The organism is Ferrimonas balearica, from assembly GCF_019802085.1.
GTDB classification, from domain to species: Bacteria; Pseudomonadota; Gammaproteobacteria; order Enterobacterales; family Shewanellaceae; genus Ferrimonas; species Ferrimonas balearica_B.
On the sequence record NZ_JAHVHV010000001.1, the window covers coordinates 605,180 to 619,743 of the forward strand.

The window sequence follows — 14,564 nt, forward strand, 5'->3', positions numbered from 1 at the left end:
AGGGCTCAAAGCAGGGCGGTAAACCGAGGTGTGACTGAAGATCTTTTCGAAGTGTCGGGAAGGGTAAAAAGTTTGCGCAGCGGGGTGGAAAGTGACGGACTGTAACCTTTGCTAACAACTTGAGTGGCCAAGCAGACAAAGAAAAAGGGGCTCCATCGAGCCCCTTTTGCTGTGGGTTACCCCGTTACTCCAGCCCGTGCACCACGTCGTATCCGGCGCTGCGCCCGGCGCTGTGGCAGGTAGCGCAGGTTTCGGCGGACTCCGCGGGCACGTATTCGCCCAGGGTGCCGGCGTAGACGCCGCCGTTTTGTCGGAAGTGGGCCACCGCCGAGCCGTTGGCGGCCTCGGTCACCGCGTGGCAGCTGGCGCAGGCGGCGACCGCCGGGGAGTACTCGGTGGTGCCGGTGACCACCGCCGGCAGGGTCGCCATGGCCGCCAGGTCGATCTGGTCATCGGCGTGGCAGGCGGCACAGTTGGCGGCGCTGTCCGGGTAGGTGATGGCCAGATCCGTGGTACGCCGTTCCGAACGGGTGCCGGCGTGGATCTCGTGGATCATCACCTTGAAGTCAAAGCCCCGCTCGAACGGCTTATTGGAGTGGGCCGAGCCGTGAGGGTTGTGACAGGCCACGCAGCTGCCGTCGGTGAGGAACACCGCGGTATTGGGGGTCCCGGCGTGGCAGGAGCCACAGGCGCTGTCCGGCGGGTAGGTCTCGTCTCCGCGGGTGCCGACGTGGGCGCTGGAGAAGTCCGCCTGCTCGGCGTGGCAGTTGACGCAGCCCATCTCCATGGCCACCACCCGGCGCATGGCCACGTCGCTGCCGTCGGCGGAGAAGCTGGCCTTGTTGCCGGCGACGATGGCCTCGATCACCCGAGCCTCGGCGCTGTCACAGGCCACGGGCACCAGGGCGCTGGTGTCCAGGTTGGTGACCGCGGCGTTGGCGCAGACGAACAGTTTGCCGTCCAAGAAGCCCTGGCCGGTGGCGTTGAACAGATCGTGCACCAGGGGATCGATGCCACTGACGGTGTAGGTGATCCCGCCTTCGCCCACCACCGAGCTGATGACGCTGTCCACGGCATTGGCGGTGGTCAGGTCAAAGGCGATGCGCGATTTGTGGCGGCCGAAGGGGCTGCCCATATCGTCGGCGCGCACGCCGCCCAGGTCATACTCGGTGCCATCGAAGGCCGCGGCGGTCACCCAGAAGGCCTGAACATTGGGGTCCAGCTCCGGGGCCATCTCTCCGGGCCAGGTCAGGGTGAAGGTCAGGGTGTTCAGCGCGGGATCGTACTGCCCATTGCCAATCTCGTAGCCGTAGGCGGTGCGGCTGGCCTCTGTGGCGGTGGCTTTGGCCAGGTGATAGACCGAGGAGCCCAGGGGGTTGGTGTCATCGGCGTGGCAGCCGGCGCAGTTGCCCTCGGCAAAGGGGGTAAAACTGTTGTTGTGGAACAGGCCACGAGCGGTACCGTCCCAGTCCTCAGGGGCGAACTTCTCATGGCAGCTCAGGCAGGCTTCCTGGCGATGGAAGTACCAGTTGCTGGCCTGGGCCGGGGCGTCCTCGCTTTCCAGGTGACACACCTGACAGTCGTTGCCGTTGGCCGGGAAGGTCAGCTCACGGAAATCCTGGGGATTGCCACCAAAGCCGATCATAAAGTACTCGGCCTTGTGGATCTGGTGGACCATGGAGCCCAGGTCCACCGTGGCCCCGGTTTCCGGATCGCCGGAGTAGGGGGTGTGGCAGACGGTGCAGTTCTCCAGGGCGAAACGGGCGCCGCCGTGGAGGATCAGCGGATGAGCGGCGCTGTTGTCGTAGTCGTCACTGTGACAGCGCAAACAGGCCTGCTCCAGGGCCACCAGGTTGCGGGCCTCCTCCGGGGCCGCTTCGGCACCGGAGGCGGGGACGAAGTCGTACCCGGCGTTGACCAGGGCCTCTTTCACGTCACCCCGGAAGCGGCGCAGCTCCATGGTGACCCTGTGGGTAAGGTTGGCGTCGTAGGTGGTGTCCAGGCCGGTGATCTGGGGATAGTCCGCCAGGGCCATGGAGAAGGTGTAACGATAGCTGCCGTTGCCGGTGGTCTCGATGCACTCGATACCACAGCCGGTCTCGATGCCCGCCTGGATCTGAGGACCCTGGTTGGCGTCCCAGTCCGGCGGCGGCACCACGTCGCCCAGGTTCACGTCGCCGGGCTCCACCAGGTTGTTGATGTAGCTGGTCCACTGGGTGGACTTGGTGCCCTTGCCGCTGCCGTCTTCGGCGCTGCCGTCACTGGGCAGGGGGCGCAGACGTTTTTGCAGCGTGGTGAGCTTGGCGATCCCCATGCCGATGCGATCCAGCGCCTCGTAGCTCTCCAGACCGGCGATGGCCACGCCGTTGGCGTTGGTCAGATCAAAGTCCACCATCACCATGCCGGCCTCGTCGATGGAGACGCCGGTGATGCTGGCGTTGAGGCTCTTGGCCGCGCCGATGGCGATGCTGACCTCCCCTGGGGGGCCGTCGGGGCCGTCGGCGCCGTCGTCACCGTCGTCGGGGCACCCGGTCAGGGCCAGGGCGGCGACGCCGGTCAACAGCAGGGTCTGCCAGGGCTTGCGCGTATCGAATCCGTTCATGGGACTGTCCTGATGGCTGTGGGTCCAAAAAGTCATGTGGCAACTCCTTTACTGCGCCGGTGCCAGGCCGTGGGCCGGGGCGATGTCGTAGGTGCGGCCGGGGCCGTGGCAGGTGTCGCACCCTTTATTGCCACTGGCCATCTCCAAGGTGCCGTTGAACACGGTGCCGTTGCCGGTCATGTGGCCCTTGGCGCTGTCACTCTGGTGGCAGACGGTGCAGGTGGCGGCCGTGGTGCTGGTGAAGGTGCCGTCGCTCAGGGCCATGGGGGGCACCGATTCGGCGATGGGCAGGGCGAAGCTGTCGCCGCTGTCCGACTGCAGGTGGCATTGACGGCAGTCGCCCACCGGGGCGGGGTAGGCCAAATCTTCGTAGCCGGCCCGCTGAGCGGTGTGGATGGCGTGGATCATGTGCGAGTAGTTGGCGTTGCTGGCCGTGGGGTTGGGCGCGGTGGCGTCCGCCACCATCTGGGCGTTGTGGCACAGCTGACACTGTTGCTCCAGATCATTGCGGCTGCCGTGGAAGTTGAGCTGCTGGTCGCCGTGGCAGGTGCCACAGGTGGCGTTGGTGACCACGGTCCGGCGCTCGGCCCCGCTGCCCACCAGGAAGAAGCTGGTGGCACTGGCGATGGGCTGGCTGAGGGCCGCCGCGTCGTCACAGGGGCTCAGGGCATCGGCGACCCGGCAGATCCGCCCCTGCATGGCCACGGCACCGCCGTCATTCTGCTCCGGTGCGGTGGGGCTGCCTTCGGGCAGCGGCAGGGTGTAGCGGTATTGGCCCGGGGCCACGGTCTCCTCCGGCGTCAACTGCTCCAGGCGGATGCTGCTGGCCGAGCGGGTGACGTAGTCAAAGCTGGTGCCCCAGTTGGCGTAGAGGCGCAGATCATTGACGTAGGGGAGCTGGTCCGGGCTGGCCAGGGCTTCACCGCTGACCGGGTTGCTCAGGCCCACCACCACGCTGAGGGTGCCGGCGGCCAAGTCTGGGGTGATGCTCACCACCTCGGCAGCGAACTGCCCCAGGGCGGCCTCTTTGTCGGCCATCAGGTGCACATCGCGGGTCCAGTCCGGGTTGTGGCAGGCGATGCAGTTGCTGTTGTCCGGTTGGGCCGGGTGGCCAATGCCGGCGACGAAGTCGATGGCGCTGTGACAGCTGCCACAGGCCAGTTGGCTGGGGAACAGGGCCCAGTTGTCGGACTCCGGCAGCCCCTCTTCGCCGGTGTGGCAGGTTTCGCAGTTGACGAAGTTGGCCAGGCCACTTTCGCCGTGGGCGGAGTGGGCCAGACCGGAGAGCACATTGCCCGGGTTGGAGATGCGGTTCTCCGAGTGACAGGTGGTGCAGGTTTCCAGCTCGGTGTAGCGACCTCCGTGGCGGACCTGCCCCAGATCCGTATGGCAGCTTTCGCAGCTTTCGGTGGTGGCGATCAGCCGGGTGTAGAGGGGGTCGCCGTCCGGCGGGGTGAAATCCACAAAGGCGTTGACCACGGGAATGGGGGTGCCGTCGGCCAGGGCGTCACCGCCGACCTTGATCACCAGGCGCTGGGTGGCGCCGGGGTCGTAGCTGACCCCCTCGGCGTCATTGACGCTGAAGCCGGTCTGGTATTCGTAGAAGCCGTTTTTAAGATCGTTCCACTGACCGGGACAGTCGCCCCCCTGGGTGCAGGTTTCCGAACCCAGGAAGCGCCACTCGGAGGAGTTGCCGGCGCCGGTAAAGCCGGCGGGCAGCAACTGGGCGGCGAGCACTGTGGTGCTTTGCAGCCCCGCGACCCCTTCGTCGTTCTCGTTGGTGATCAGCATGCGGAAACTGAACTGGCCCTCATCGGTGACCTGCCACTGGTCCAGGGACACCTTGATGTCGTTGACCTCCTGGGCCGGGGGCGGGGTTTCCGGACCCGGACCACCGGGCTGACCGTCGTTGCCGTCTTTACAGCCGCTGAGGGCGAGCAGGGCGCTCAAGCCCAGTGCCAGCAGGGCGGGGGCGTTTCCAGTTCTCATGTCACGAACTCCTTGTGGGGCAGGCTCGGCCGGGGCGCGTTCGCTTCGGGGTGCGGGATTAGAAGTCATGGCGATAGCTCAAATTCAGCAGGTAGTCGCTGTAGTCGTGAGACAGATCCCCAAAGATCAGGGCGTTCCCTATGCTGTTGGGGGCGAGGCCTCGGTTGAGGTAGTTGCTGTCTTCGTACTTCTGATACAGCAGATCGAGTTGCACGCTGGATTGGTCACTGAGGTGGTAGCGGCCATAGAGGTCAACGGTGGTGCGGGTGGCGCTGTAATCGCCCCAATCGCCGTTGAGCCCCTGCTCCAACTGGGTCAGGGTGTCGCTGTCGGCCCAGACCAGATCGGCCCCCAAGTCCAGGGCATCGTCAAAGGCGCCCTGATACTCGACCCCGAGCCCGGCGGACTGGGCGTCGTCGTCCTGGCGGCCCTGCCAGCGCGCGGCGGTGTTGCTGCCGACCTGCTCGGTCTCAATGTTGTAGAAGTTGTAGAAGGCGTAGAGGTTGAGCTTCTCTTTATGCCAGTTGAGGCTCACGTCGTAGCCGGCCCGCTGCACCTCGTCCAGGCCCACGGCGTCGTCGTAATCCTCTTCGCTGCCCTCGAGGGTCAGCTGCAGCGACAGCGGCTCGTACACCTGGTAACTGGCGACAAACTTGCCGTAGGTGCGCTCCCGATCCGCCAGGTAGTAGGCCCGCAGGGCGTCGTCATTGACCCCTTCGGCGTTGGGGTAGCCCCGGTAATTGTCCAGCTCCCGATCTTCCCAGCCCAGTTCCAGCCGCAGCTGCAGGCGCTCCCAGTGGCTCAGTCGCAAGGTGGCCCACACCTGGTTGGTGTCCGCCTGGTCGGCGGCCTGGTTGTCCCACTCCTGCTGGCGCCAGCGGTAGCCCAGTTCGGTGCTGAAGCCGGTGTAGAAGCGATAGTTCATCGCCAGGCTGGCTTTCTGGTCGGTCTGATCCAGCGGCTGGGCGATGCGAGTGCCGGCGTCCAGGCTGTCGGTAATGATGTAGGGGTAGGCGACAAAGGGGTTGCGGAAATCCCGGTCGCGGTAGTCGTACTGGGCGGTGAGGGTCATCTTGCGCATCGGCCGGATGCGGTAGCGCAGGTTGAGATCCAGCTTGTCCAGCTGCAGGTCGGCGTTGGTGCCGGGCAGGGGCGGCGTCGGACCGTTGATGGTGGCCGGCAGCAGATCGTCGTCCTGATCGTGTCGGCCCCAGACCAGCTGACCGCTGACCGATTGGATCCCGGCGGCCCAGGTGCCCTGGATGTGGAACTGGTGCGCGTCGTTGTCCGGTGCCAGGGCCTGCTGGCCGAGGCGGGCGCCCCCGAAGGTCGGGGTATAAGGGTTGTCCCAGCGCTGGGCGTCCAGGTCATTGCGATAGAGGCTGCCGAGGTACCCAAAGGCCACCTGCCAGTTGCCCCCCACTGCGTTGAGGCCGACGGCCAGGGCGGTGGTGTCATCGTCCACCGGCTGGGCCAGGTTCACCGAATTGGTGAGCAGGGTGGCGCCGCTACGCCGATGGCCTTCGCGGGTCTGGTGGCTGACGTCCAGGTAGGTGCGGATGCGGTTGAAGTACTTCTCCAGGCCCAAGGTCAGCTTGTCCCGCTCCACTTTAAGGTCCTGACGGGGCAGTGGGCCGGTCAGGCCGGGCATCTGACCGGTGGTGGCACCGGTTTGCCAGTCGCTGGGCAGCTGATGATAGGCGCTGCTGGTGAACGGGGTTTGCACCGTGGCGTCGTACCAGGCCAGCTGTTGCCAGGCCAGCCGGGCGGCGAAGTCGTTACCACGCTGGGCCCCCAGGCTCAGCAGGCTGACGTCGCGGCCGAGGTTCTCGGCCAGCAGTTCGGTGCGGATGTCGTTGGCGTACCAGTGGGTCAGGTCTGCGCCGGCGCTCAGCACCAGGCCATCGTCGTCGCTGCCGGAGGCGTTGGCGAAATGGATGTCTTCGATGCTGTTCTCACCGACGCCGATGGAAAAATGGCCGGCGGTGCCTTCGCTGGGGGTGCAGCGCTCGCATTCCCAACCGTCCCATTTCACCGTTTCGGTGTTGGCCTTACTCAGGCTGAAGTCCGCCGCCAGGGCTTGGGGGCCGAGGGCCAGGCCAACCAGGGTGGCGAGTAGGGTCTTATCCATGTCCGTCGCTCCCTATCGTTGCAGCAGTTTGCCGGAGGGGTGGTTGGAGCCGTGCACCTGGTTGTGGCAGTTCAGGCAGCTTTGACCGGCGGTGAAGGCGCTGTCGCCACTGTTGAACAGCGGGGTGCCCGAGTGGGGGCTGGCATGACAGCTTTGGCACAGTTGCGGGGCACGCTGGGTCAGCATTGCCTCGTTTACGCTGCCATGGGGGTTGTGGCAGTTGGCGCAGTTGTCGACCACCGGGGCGTGCTCCCACAGCACGGGGCCGCGTTTCTCCGCATGGCAGACGTAGCAGTTGTCGTTCACTGAGATCTGGGTCAGCATCGCTTCGTTGAGCGAGCCATGGGGGTTGTGGCAGTCGACGCAGGTGATCTGTCCGGAGCGCATGGGGTGGGCGGAGCGCTGGTGCATCTGCGCCAGTTGCTGGCGGTGGCAGTCGGTGCAGTTTTCCATCGCCAGGCGCTTATCGCGGCTCGGGTCGTGCTCGGCATGCACATTGTGGCAGCTGGCGCAGGCCACCTCTTCGATGTCGTGAGTGCTGCCGTGCCAGGCCAAGCGGTCGTCGCCGCTGTGGCAGCTGAGGCAGACGCTGTTCTGGGCCGAGGCGCTGACGCGGGAGTCGGGGCCGAAGGTGATCATCGGTTCCTTGCCGCCGCGGTTGTGGTTACCCATGGGGCCGTGGCAGGCCTCGCACTGCAACTGGCCGGCGGCCATGGGGCTGGCGGGGTTGGCGGTTCGGCCGTGGACGCCGCTGAACAGCGCCATCACGGTGTCGCTGCGCCGGTGGCACATCAGGCAGTTATCGGCGCCCTTGGCGGAGTAGTTGCCCGCCTCGAACTTCTCCACCAGGATGCGCTCCAACTCCTCCTCGGACAGCTCCTCCCAGGCGGCGGAGACGGTAAAGGAGAGAAACGGCAGGCAGATCAGCACCATCGCCCAGGCTGCGCGGCGCCACGTCCGGCTCACTTTGTTCATCATTCCCCTGCTTCCTTTGCGGATTTTGAGTGTTATGTCTGTGTTATTAAAAGGTTAATACCAGTCGAGCATAGCACGGAATCTCGCTCGAACCAGATTTTCTTCCAGTGAAAGTAGGGCTATTGAAGGGGCAACCGGGGAGGCAAAAGCGGGCGTCCAGGGCGTTGAGAGGAGGGCGGTCGCGGGAGTGAAACTTTTTACCCTTGGAGGTTGGGCCGGTGTGATCGGCTTGGTGTTCGAGGCGAGGTTGGCGAAATCTTCACCGCGACTGTGGGTGACGCCTTAACCAAAGCGTTCCATCCGATTACGAGAAGTGTGATTGTAATCATCAATTTACTTCGAAGGGGTCATTACAATTGGCCGCGAATTAGAGAATTTCTTCTGAGCGTTGCTGTCACCTTGTGCCTGGCCGCTCAAAGGCTAAAGCCCAATTACAAATTAAAACGCTTCTGGATCTGGAGACGAGTGATGAACTTCCGTGGACTGCTTAAACCGAGCGCAAAGTACTCCATCTTGGCTCTGCTGAGCATCGGTATTGCTGTGGGTGTCGTGGGTTACTTTGTAACTCAGCAAACGCTGCACGCCACCAGCACCGACGATTTCTGTATGACCTGCCACAGCAACCACTCGCTGAAAGACGAAGTGCTGGCCTCTGCCCACGGTGGCGGTCGCTCCGGTGTGGTGGTTCAGTGTCAAGACTGTCACCTGCCGCACAACCCGGTTGAGTACCTGGTGAAGAAGATCATCGTGTCCAAGGACCTGATCGGCTACATGACCATCGACGGCTTCAACACCCAGGAGTGGCTGGACGCCAACCGTAAAGAGCAAGCTGACCTGGCCCTGGAGTACTTCCGTGCCAACGACTCCGCCAACTGTCAGCACTGCCACTCTCGCATCTACGAAGATCAGCCCGAGACCATGAAGAAGATGGCCCAGCGCATGCACGCTCGTAACTTCGAGAAGGCGCCGGAAGATCGCAAGACCTGTGTGGATTGCCACAAGGGCGTTGCCCACCCCTACCCGAAAGGCTAAGGGTTAGCGAATCGCCAAAAGGCCGGTGCACTGCACCGGCCTTTTTTGTGCCCGAAACCCCGCGCAAAGGGTCCTACCTTCCTCTGTGTCTGACCGACAAAAAGGCCGGTCAGAGTAAACTCTTTTCCCCCCTGGGCCCGGCTTTTCGACCCGGCAGCGACTTTTCTCCAAAGGTTGCCATTTAGTCGTCAGAACTTGGATCTAACGCAAATTTTTTGCGAGTGGGGGGAGTATACTCAAACTAAATGAGACTGATTAGCATTTGGATGAAGTATGACCTTAGCGGAAATGGTAAATGGGCAAAAAGCCCGGGTCGCCAAATTCCAGGCCGACGGGCTGGAGTCCTCCACACAGTTGAAGTTGGCCGCCATGGGGCTGGCCCCGGGCTGTGAAGTGCAGTTGATCCGCCGCGCGCCCCTGGGCCGCTCCATCCAGCTCAAGCTGGCCGGCGCCTCCATCTGCCTGAACCACCAACTGGCCACCCAAGTCAGCGTCGAGGTGAACCAATGAGCAAGACCATCCTGTCTGTCGGTCTGCCCAACTCCGGCAAATCCACCCTGTTCAATGCCCTGACCGGCGGCCAGGCCAAAGTCGGCAACTGGGCCGGGGTCACCGTTGCGCAGAGCCTGGGCCAGCTGGAGCTGTCCGGCGAAGGCGTGACCCTGATGGACCTGCCGGGGCTCTACGACATGACCCCCACCAACCAGGGCCCGGAAGATGAAGCCGTTTCCCAGCTGGCGCTGGCGAGCGGGGACTACCATGGCCTGCTGAACGTGGTGGACGCCACCCAGCTGGAACGCCACCTCTACCTGACGCTGCAGCTGCGTGAGCTGGGCGTTCCCATGGTGGTGGTGCTGAACAAGTGGGACGCCGCCTGCGCCAATGGCCAGCAGGTGGACGTGGCGCTGCTGGCCCAGCGTCTGGGCTGCCCGGTGCACGTGCTCTCCGCCCGCACCGAGGCGGGTGTGGGCACCGCCCGTGAGGCGCTGACCCAGCTGATGGCGGTGAGCAGTGCCTCTGCGCTGACCGTTGGCTACGGTGAGTCCGTTGAAGCCCGGCTGGACGGCCCCCGCCATCAGGCACTGGGTCAACTGCTGGCCGAGGGGCCCCATTGGGTGAACGACATCGCCGCCTGCCGCCACCAGTGGGTGGCCGACGTGCTGCGCGATGCGGCCCTGACCCGTCCGGCCAGTGCCAGCCTGAGCGAGCGTCTGGACAAACTGGTGCTGCACCCCATCGCCGGGATCCCGGTGTTCCTGTTCATGATGTACCTGACCTTCATGTTCGCCATCCACGTGGGCAGCGCCTTTATCGACTTCTTTGACATCATGGCCGGTGCCATCTTCGTCGACGGCGTCGCCCTGGCCCTGGAGTCGGTCAATGCACCGGGCTGGCTGGTGGGTCTGCTGGCCAACGGCGTCGGCGCCGGTATCCAGACCGTGGCCACCTTTATTCCGGTGGTGGCCTTCCTGTTCGTGGCCCTGGGGCTGCTGGAGACCTCCGGTTACATGGCCCGCGCCGCTTTCGTGGTGGAAGGGGCGATGCAGAAGCTGGGCCTGCCGGGCAAAGCCTTCGTACCGCTGATCGTGGGGTTCGGTTGTAACGTGCCCTCCATCACCGCCACCCGCACCCTGGAGCTGCGCCGTCAGCGCATCATGACCGGCATGATGGCCCCCTTTATGTCCTGTGGTGCCCGTCTGCCGGTGTACGCCCTGTTCGCCACCGCCTTCTTCCCGGACAACGGCCAGAACCTGGTGTTCCTGTTGTACCTCATCGGTATCGTAATGGCGGTGCTGACCGGTCTGCTGCTGCGCCACACCCTGCTGCCGGGCAACAGCGGCACCACAGTGATGGAGCTGCCGGATTACGAACTGCCCACCCTGCGCCAGGTCATGAGCCGCACCTGGCAGCGCACCCGCCAGTTCGTGCTGGGCGCCGGTAAAGTGATCGTGGTGGTGGTGACCCTGCTGAGCTTCCTCAACACCATGGGCACCGACGGCACCATCGGTCACGAAGACACCGACCAGTCCCTGCTGGCCGTGGCCTCCCAGAAACTGACCCCCGCCTTTGCCCCCATGGGCATCGAGCAGGAAAACTGGCCGGCCACCGTGGGCATCATCACCGGGATCTTCGCCAAAGAGGCCGTGGTCGGCACCCTGAGCAGCCTTTACAGCCAGGGCGGCGACGAGGAGGGCGGTGACTGGGATCTGCTGGCCAGCTTCAACGAGGCCCTGGCCACCGTACCCGAGGCGCTGCTGGGCATCGAGGTCACAGATCCCCTGGGACTGAACATCGGTGACGTCCACGACACCGACACCATGGCGGAGGAGTTCGGTTTCGAAACCGGCAGCCTGGCCAACCTGGAGAAGGGGTTTGGTAACCGCGCCGCAGCCTTTGCCTACCTGCTGTTCATCCTGCTCTACACCCCCTGTGTGGCGGTGATGGGCGCCATCGCCGGTGAGCTGGGCGGTCGCTGGGCGCTGTTTGCCGGCACCTGGACCTTCGCCCTGGCCTACACCACGTCCACCCTGTTCTACCAGTTCGCCATCCAGGGGCTGGGGGCGCTGGGGTACCTGGGGCTGTTCGCGGCACTGATGGCCAGCGTCTTTATGATGCTTCGCCGAGTGGGCCAGCGACAGCAGCGCGGCGTCGGGGACATTCCGGTAATGATGCGTGAGTGACTGGAAACCGCGACCGTAAGTGGTTAAGTTATAAAGAGGAAGGCAGCGATTACGCTGCCTTCCTTCTTTTTGACACCCAGAAAACTAGGGATGGGGACGATGATGGACAACCAAAGCGGCTGGCGTCGCCTCTGGCAGAAGCCCGGGGCCAAGTGGCGTCTGGGGATCCCCGTGGGGGCCCTCTTGTTATTCGTGGTCGGTGCCCTGGGCACCGTGGGTTTCAACGTGGTGATCCACGAAACCAGCAGCGACGAGTTCTGCGTCAGCTGCCACGGCCCCTCCAAGTTTGCGGCCGAAGAGTGGCCGGAGCACACCCATTACAACACCGCCTCCGGCGTTAAGGTGACCTGCGCGGACTGCCACGTGGCCAAGGAGTTCCTGCCCAAGATGTGGCGCAAGGTGCGGGCGATGAAAGAGGTCTACTACCAGACCCTGGGCACCTACAACACCCGGGAGAAGTTCGAGGCGCACCGCGAAGCGATGGCGGAGAGTGTCTGGGCCGAGATGAAGGAGACCGACTCTCGCGAATGTCGCAGCTGCCACAAGGTGGAGCTGATGGATTTTGCCCAGCAGAAGCGTGCCGCCGCCTCCATGCACCAGCGCATGGAGCAGATGGGCCGCACCTGCATCGATTGCCACAAGTACCTGGCCCACAACAAGCCGGGTCAGACCCCCGCGGAACAAGGAGAGTAAGCGATGAGAGACGACAACAAGGGGATCTGGCGGGTACCCACCGCCTGGTGGCGCTTCGGGGTCCCGTTTGGCGGCTTACTGGCCCTGGTGCTTGGGGTGATCGCCTGGGTGGGATTTGAGGCCTCACTGCACTGGAGCAGCACCGACGAGTTCTGCACCTCCTGTCACAACTCGCCCTCCGCCTGGGTGGCCGAGGAGTGGCACCAGACTGCCCACTACAAGACCCGCTCCGGGGTGGCCGTACACTGTCACGACTGCCACATTCCCAAGGAGTTCTTCCCCAAGCTGTGGGTCAAGGGCACCAGCGCCGTGCACCACATCTACACCCAGCTGACCGGCACCTACACCGACAAGGCCAGTTTCGAGGCCCGGCGGGAGATGCTGGCTCAGCGCGTGTGGGACAAGATGCGCGCCAACGACTCTCATGAGTGTCGCAGCTGCCACCTGGTGGAGCGGATGGACCCGGCGGCCCAGAGCGAAACCGCGGCCCAGTTCCACGAAGTGTTGGCGGACGCCGATGGCGAGGTGACCTGCATCGATTGCCACGCCGGCATCGCCCACCATCTGCCTGGCCCGCCCTCGCCATAGAACCCCCATGGGGGGCGGCTTCCCGCCCCCCATCCCGCTGGTGGCATCTGGTGGTTGCGGCGCTTGGGAAGTTGTTGCAACATACCGCTTTTGACCGAGTTCCCTAGCCCAAGAGGATGCGCATGAGCCAGCCGGACACCGAAGTACGTCCAAGCAACTTTATCCGCAACATTATCGATGAGGATCTGGCCTCCGGGAAGCACACCAGTGTGCACACCCGTTTTCCGCCGGAGCCCAACGGTTACCTGCACATTGGCCACGCCAAGTCCATCTGCCTGAACTTTGGCATCGCCCAGGATTACCAGGGCCAGTGCAACCTGCGCTTCGACGACACCAACCCGGTCAAAGAGGACATCGAGTACGTGGACTCCATCAAGCGGGATGTCCACTGGCTGGGGTTCGAGTGGGACGGCGAGATCCGTTACTCCTCCGACTACTTCGACACCCTCTACGGCTATGCCGTGGAGCTGATCGAGAAGGGCCTGGCCTACGTCGATGAGCTCAGCCCCGAGGAGATCCGCGAATACCGTGGCACCTTGAAGCAGCCGGGCAAGCACAGCCCCTACCGGGATCGCCCCATCGAGGAGAACCTGGCGCTGTTCGAAAAGATGAAGAACGGTGAGATTGAAGAGGGCAAGGCCTGCCTGCGCGCCAAGATCGACATGGCCTCCTCCTTTATGGTGATGCGCGATCCCGTGCTCTACCGCATCAAGTTCGCCAGCCATCACCAGACCGGCGACAAGTGGTGCATCTACCCGATGTACGACTTCACCCACTGCATCTCCGATGCCCTGGAGGGGATCACCCACTCCCTGTGCACCCTGGAGTTCCAGGACAACCGCCGCCTGTATGACTGGGTGCTGGACAACATCAGCATCGAGTGTCAGCCGCGCCAGTACGAGTTCAGCCGCCTGAACCTGGAATACACCATGATGTCCAAGCGCAAGCTGCAGCAGCTGGTGGTGGACGGTCATGTCTCCGGTTGGGACGATCCGCGGATGCCCACCATCTCCGGTCTGCGCCGTCGTGGCTACACCCCGGGCTCCATCGTCGAGTTCTGCAAGCGCATCGGTGTGACCAAGATGGACAACACCGTGGAGATGGGGATGCTGGAGGCCTGCATCCGGGACGACCTCAACCAGAACGCCCCCCGCGCCATGGCGGTGCTGGACCCGGTCAAGGTGGTGCTGGAGAACTACCCGGCGGGCCAGGAGGAGATCCTGACTCTCGCCAACCACCCCTCCGACGAGTCCATGGGCAGCCGCGAAGTGCCCTTCTCTGGTGAGCTGTACATCGAGGCCGAGGATTTCCGCGAGGAAGCCAACAAGAAGTTCAAGCGCCTGGTGCTGGGTAAGAAGGTGCGTCTGCGTGGCGCTTACGTCATCACCGCCGAGCGGGTGGAGAAGGACGAGACCGGCAAGGTGACCACCATCTTCTGCTCCGTAGATCTGGACACCCTGGGGGTCGATCCCGCCGATGGCGTCAAGCCCAAGGGTGTGATCCACTGGGTTTCCGCTGCCCACGCGGTGGACGCCGAAGTGCGCCTCTACGACCGCCTGTTCAACGTACCCAACCCCAACGTGGGCGACCTGGAAGAGACGCTGAACCCGGAGTCCCTGACCGTGCTGCCCCACGCCAAGGTGGAGCCGGCCCTGGCGGGCGCCGAGGCGGAGAAGGCTTACCAGTTCGAGCGCACCGGCTACTTCTGTGCCGACAGCAAAGCGTCCACCGCCGAGCGTCCGGTGTTCAACCGCACCGTGGGCCTGCGCGACTCCTGGGCCAAGATCGCCGGCTGATCCGGTTGGGGCGTTCGCGCCCCGTTAAACGCAAAAACGCCGACATCTGTCGGCGTTTTTTGTGTCTGGCGAACCGG

General features: G+C 64.1%; 10 protein-coding genes. 6 read left to right on the plus strand and 4 right to left on the minus strand.

What is annotated here, in order from left to right:
* Positions 1-184 precede the first annotated feature (184 nt).
* The 4 genes from KUV81_RS02770 to KUV81_RS02785 form a co-directional block, all read right to left on the minus strand.
* On the minus strand, positions 185-2,638 hold the full coding sequence (locus KUV81_RS02770) for an OmcA/MtrC family decaheme c-type cytochrome (protein WP_222542318.1): 2,454 nt from the start codon (positions 2,636-2,638) through the stop codon (positions 185-187).
* Positions 2,639-2,650: 12 nt separating this feature from the next.
* A complete protein-coding gene (locus tag KUV81_RS02775) occupies positions 2,651-4,444 on the minus strand; it encodes an OmcA/MtrC family decaheme c-type cytochrome (protein WP_409995556.1) in 1,794 nt (597 codons plus the stop codon).
* 205 nt (positions 4,445-4,649) lie between these two features.
* Positions 4,650-6,722 carry an MtrB/PioB family decaheme-associated outer membrane protein gene (locus KUV81_RS02780; RefSeq protein WP_222542320.1) on the minus strand — a complete coding sequence of 691 codons (2,073 nt, stop codon included), beginning with the start codon at positions 6,720-6,722 and terminating at the stop codon, positions 4,650-4,652.
* A 12-nt stretch (positions 6,723-6,734) separates the two neighbouring features.
* A complete protein-coding gene (locus KUV81_RS02785; RefSeq protein WP_222542321.1) occupies positions 6,735-7,700 on the minus strand; it encodes a DmsE family decaheme c-type cytochrome in 966 nt (321 codons plus the stop codon).
* Positions 7,701-8,165: 465 nt separating this feature from the next.
* Between KUV81_RS02785 and KUV81_RS02790 the strand changes: the two genes are divergently transcribed.
* The 6 genes from KUV81_RS02790 (at position 8,166) to glnS (ending at position 14,487) form a co-directional block, all read left to right on the plus strand.
* Positions 8,166-8,729: a NapC/NirT family cytochrome c gene (locus KUV81_RS02790; protein WP_222542322.1), complete on the plus strand. Its 564-nt coding sequence runs from the start codon at positions 8,166-8,168 to the stop codon at positions 8,727-8,729.
* 273 nt (positions 8,730-9,002) lie between these two features.
* Positions 9,003-9,239: a ferrous iron transport protein A gene (locus KUV81_RS02795; RefSeq protein ID WP_222542323.1), complete on the plus strand. Its 237-nt coding sequence runs from the start codon at positions 9,003-9,005 to the stop codon at positions 9,237-9,239.
* Positions 9,236-11,410, plus strand: a complete 2,175-nt coding sequence (gene feoB / locus KUV81_RS02800; RefSeq protein ID WP_222542324.1) for a ferrous iron transport protein B — start codon at positions 9,236-9,238, stop codon at positions 11,408-11,410. Before KUV81_RS02795 ends, feoB begins: the two co-directional genes overlap by 4 nt.
* A gap of 99 nt (positions 11,411-11,509) precedes the next feature.
* Positions 11,510-12,103, plus strand: a complete 594-nt coding sequence (locus KUV81_RS02805; RefSeq protein WP_261389177.1) for a NapC/NirT family cytochrome c — start codon at positions 11,510-11,512, stop codon at positions 12,101-12,103.
* 3 nt (positions 12,104-12,106) lie between these two features.
* Positions 12,107-12,691, plus strand: a complete 585-nt coding sequence (locus KUV81_RS02810; RefSeq protein WP_222542325.1) for a NapC/NirT family cytochrome c — start codon at positions 12,107-12,109, stop codon at positions 12,689-12,691.
* A 122-nt stretch (positions 12,692-12,813) separates the two neighbouring features.
* Complete coding sequence (glnS, locus tag KUV81_RS02815; RefSeq protein ID WP_222542326.1) at positions 12,814-14,487, plus strand: glutamine--tRNA ligase; 1,674 nt, start codon at positions 12,814-12,816, stop codon at positions 14,485-14,487.
* Positions 14,488-14,564: the final 77 nt, after the last annotated feature.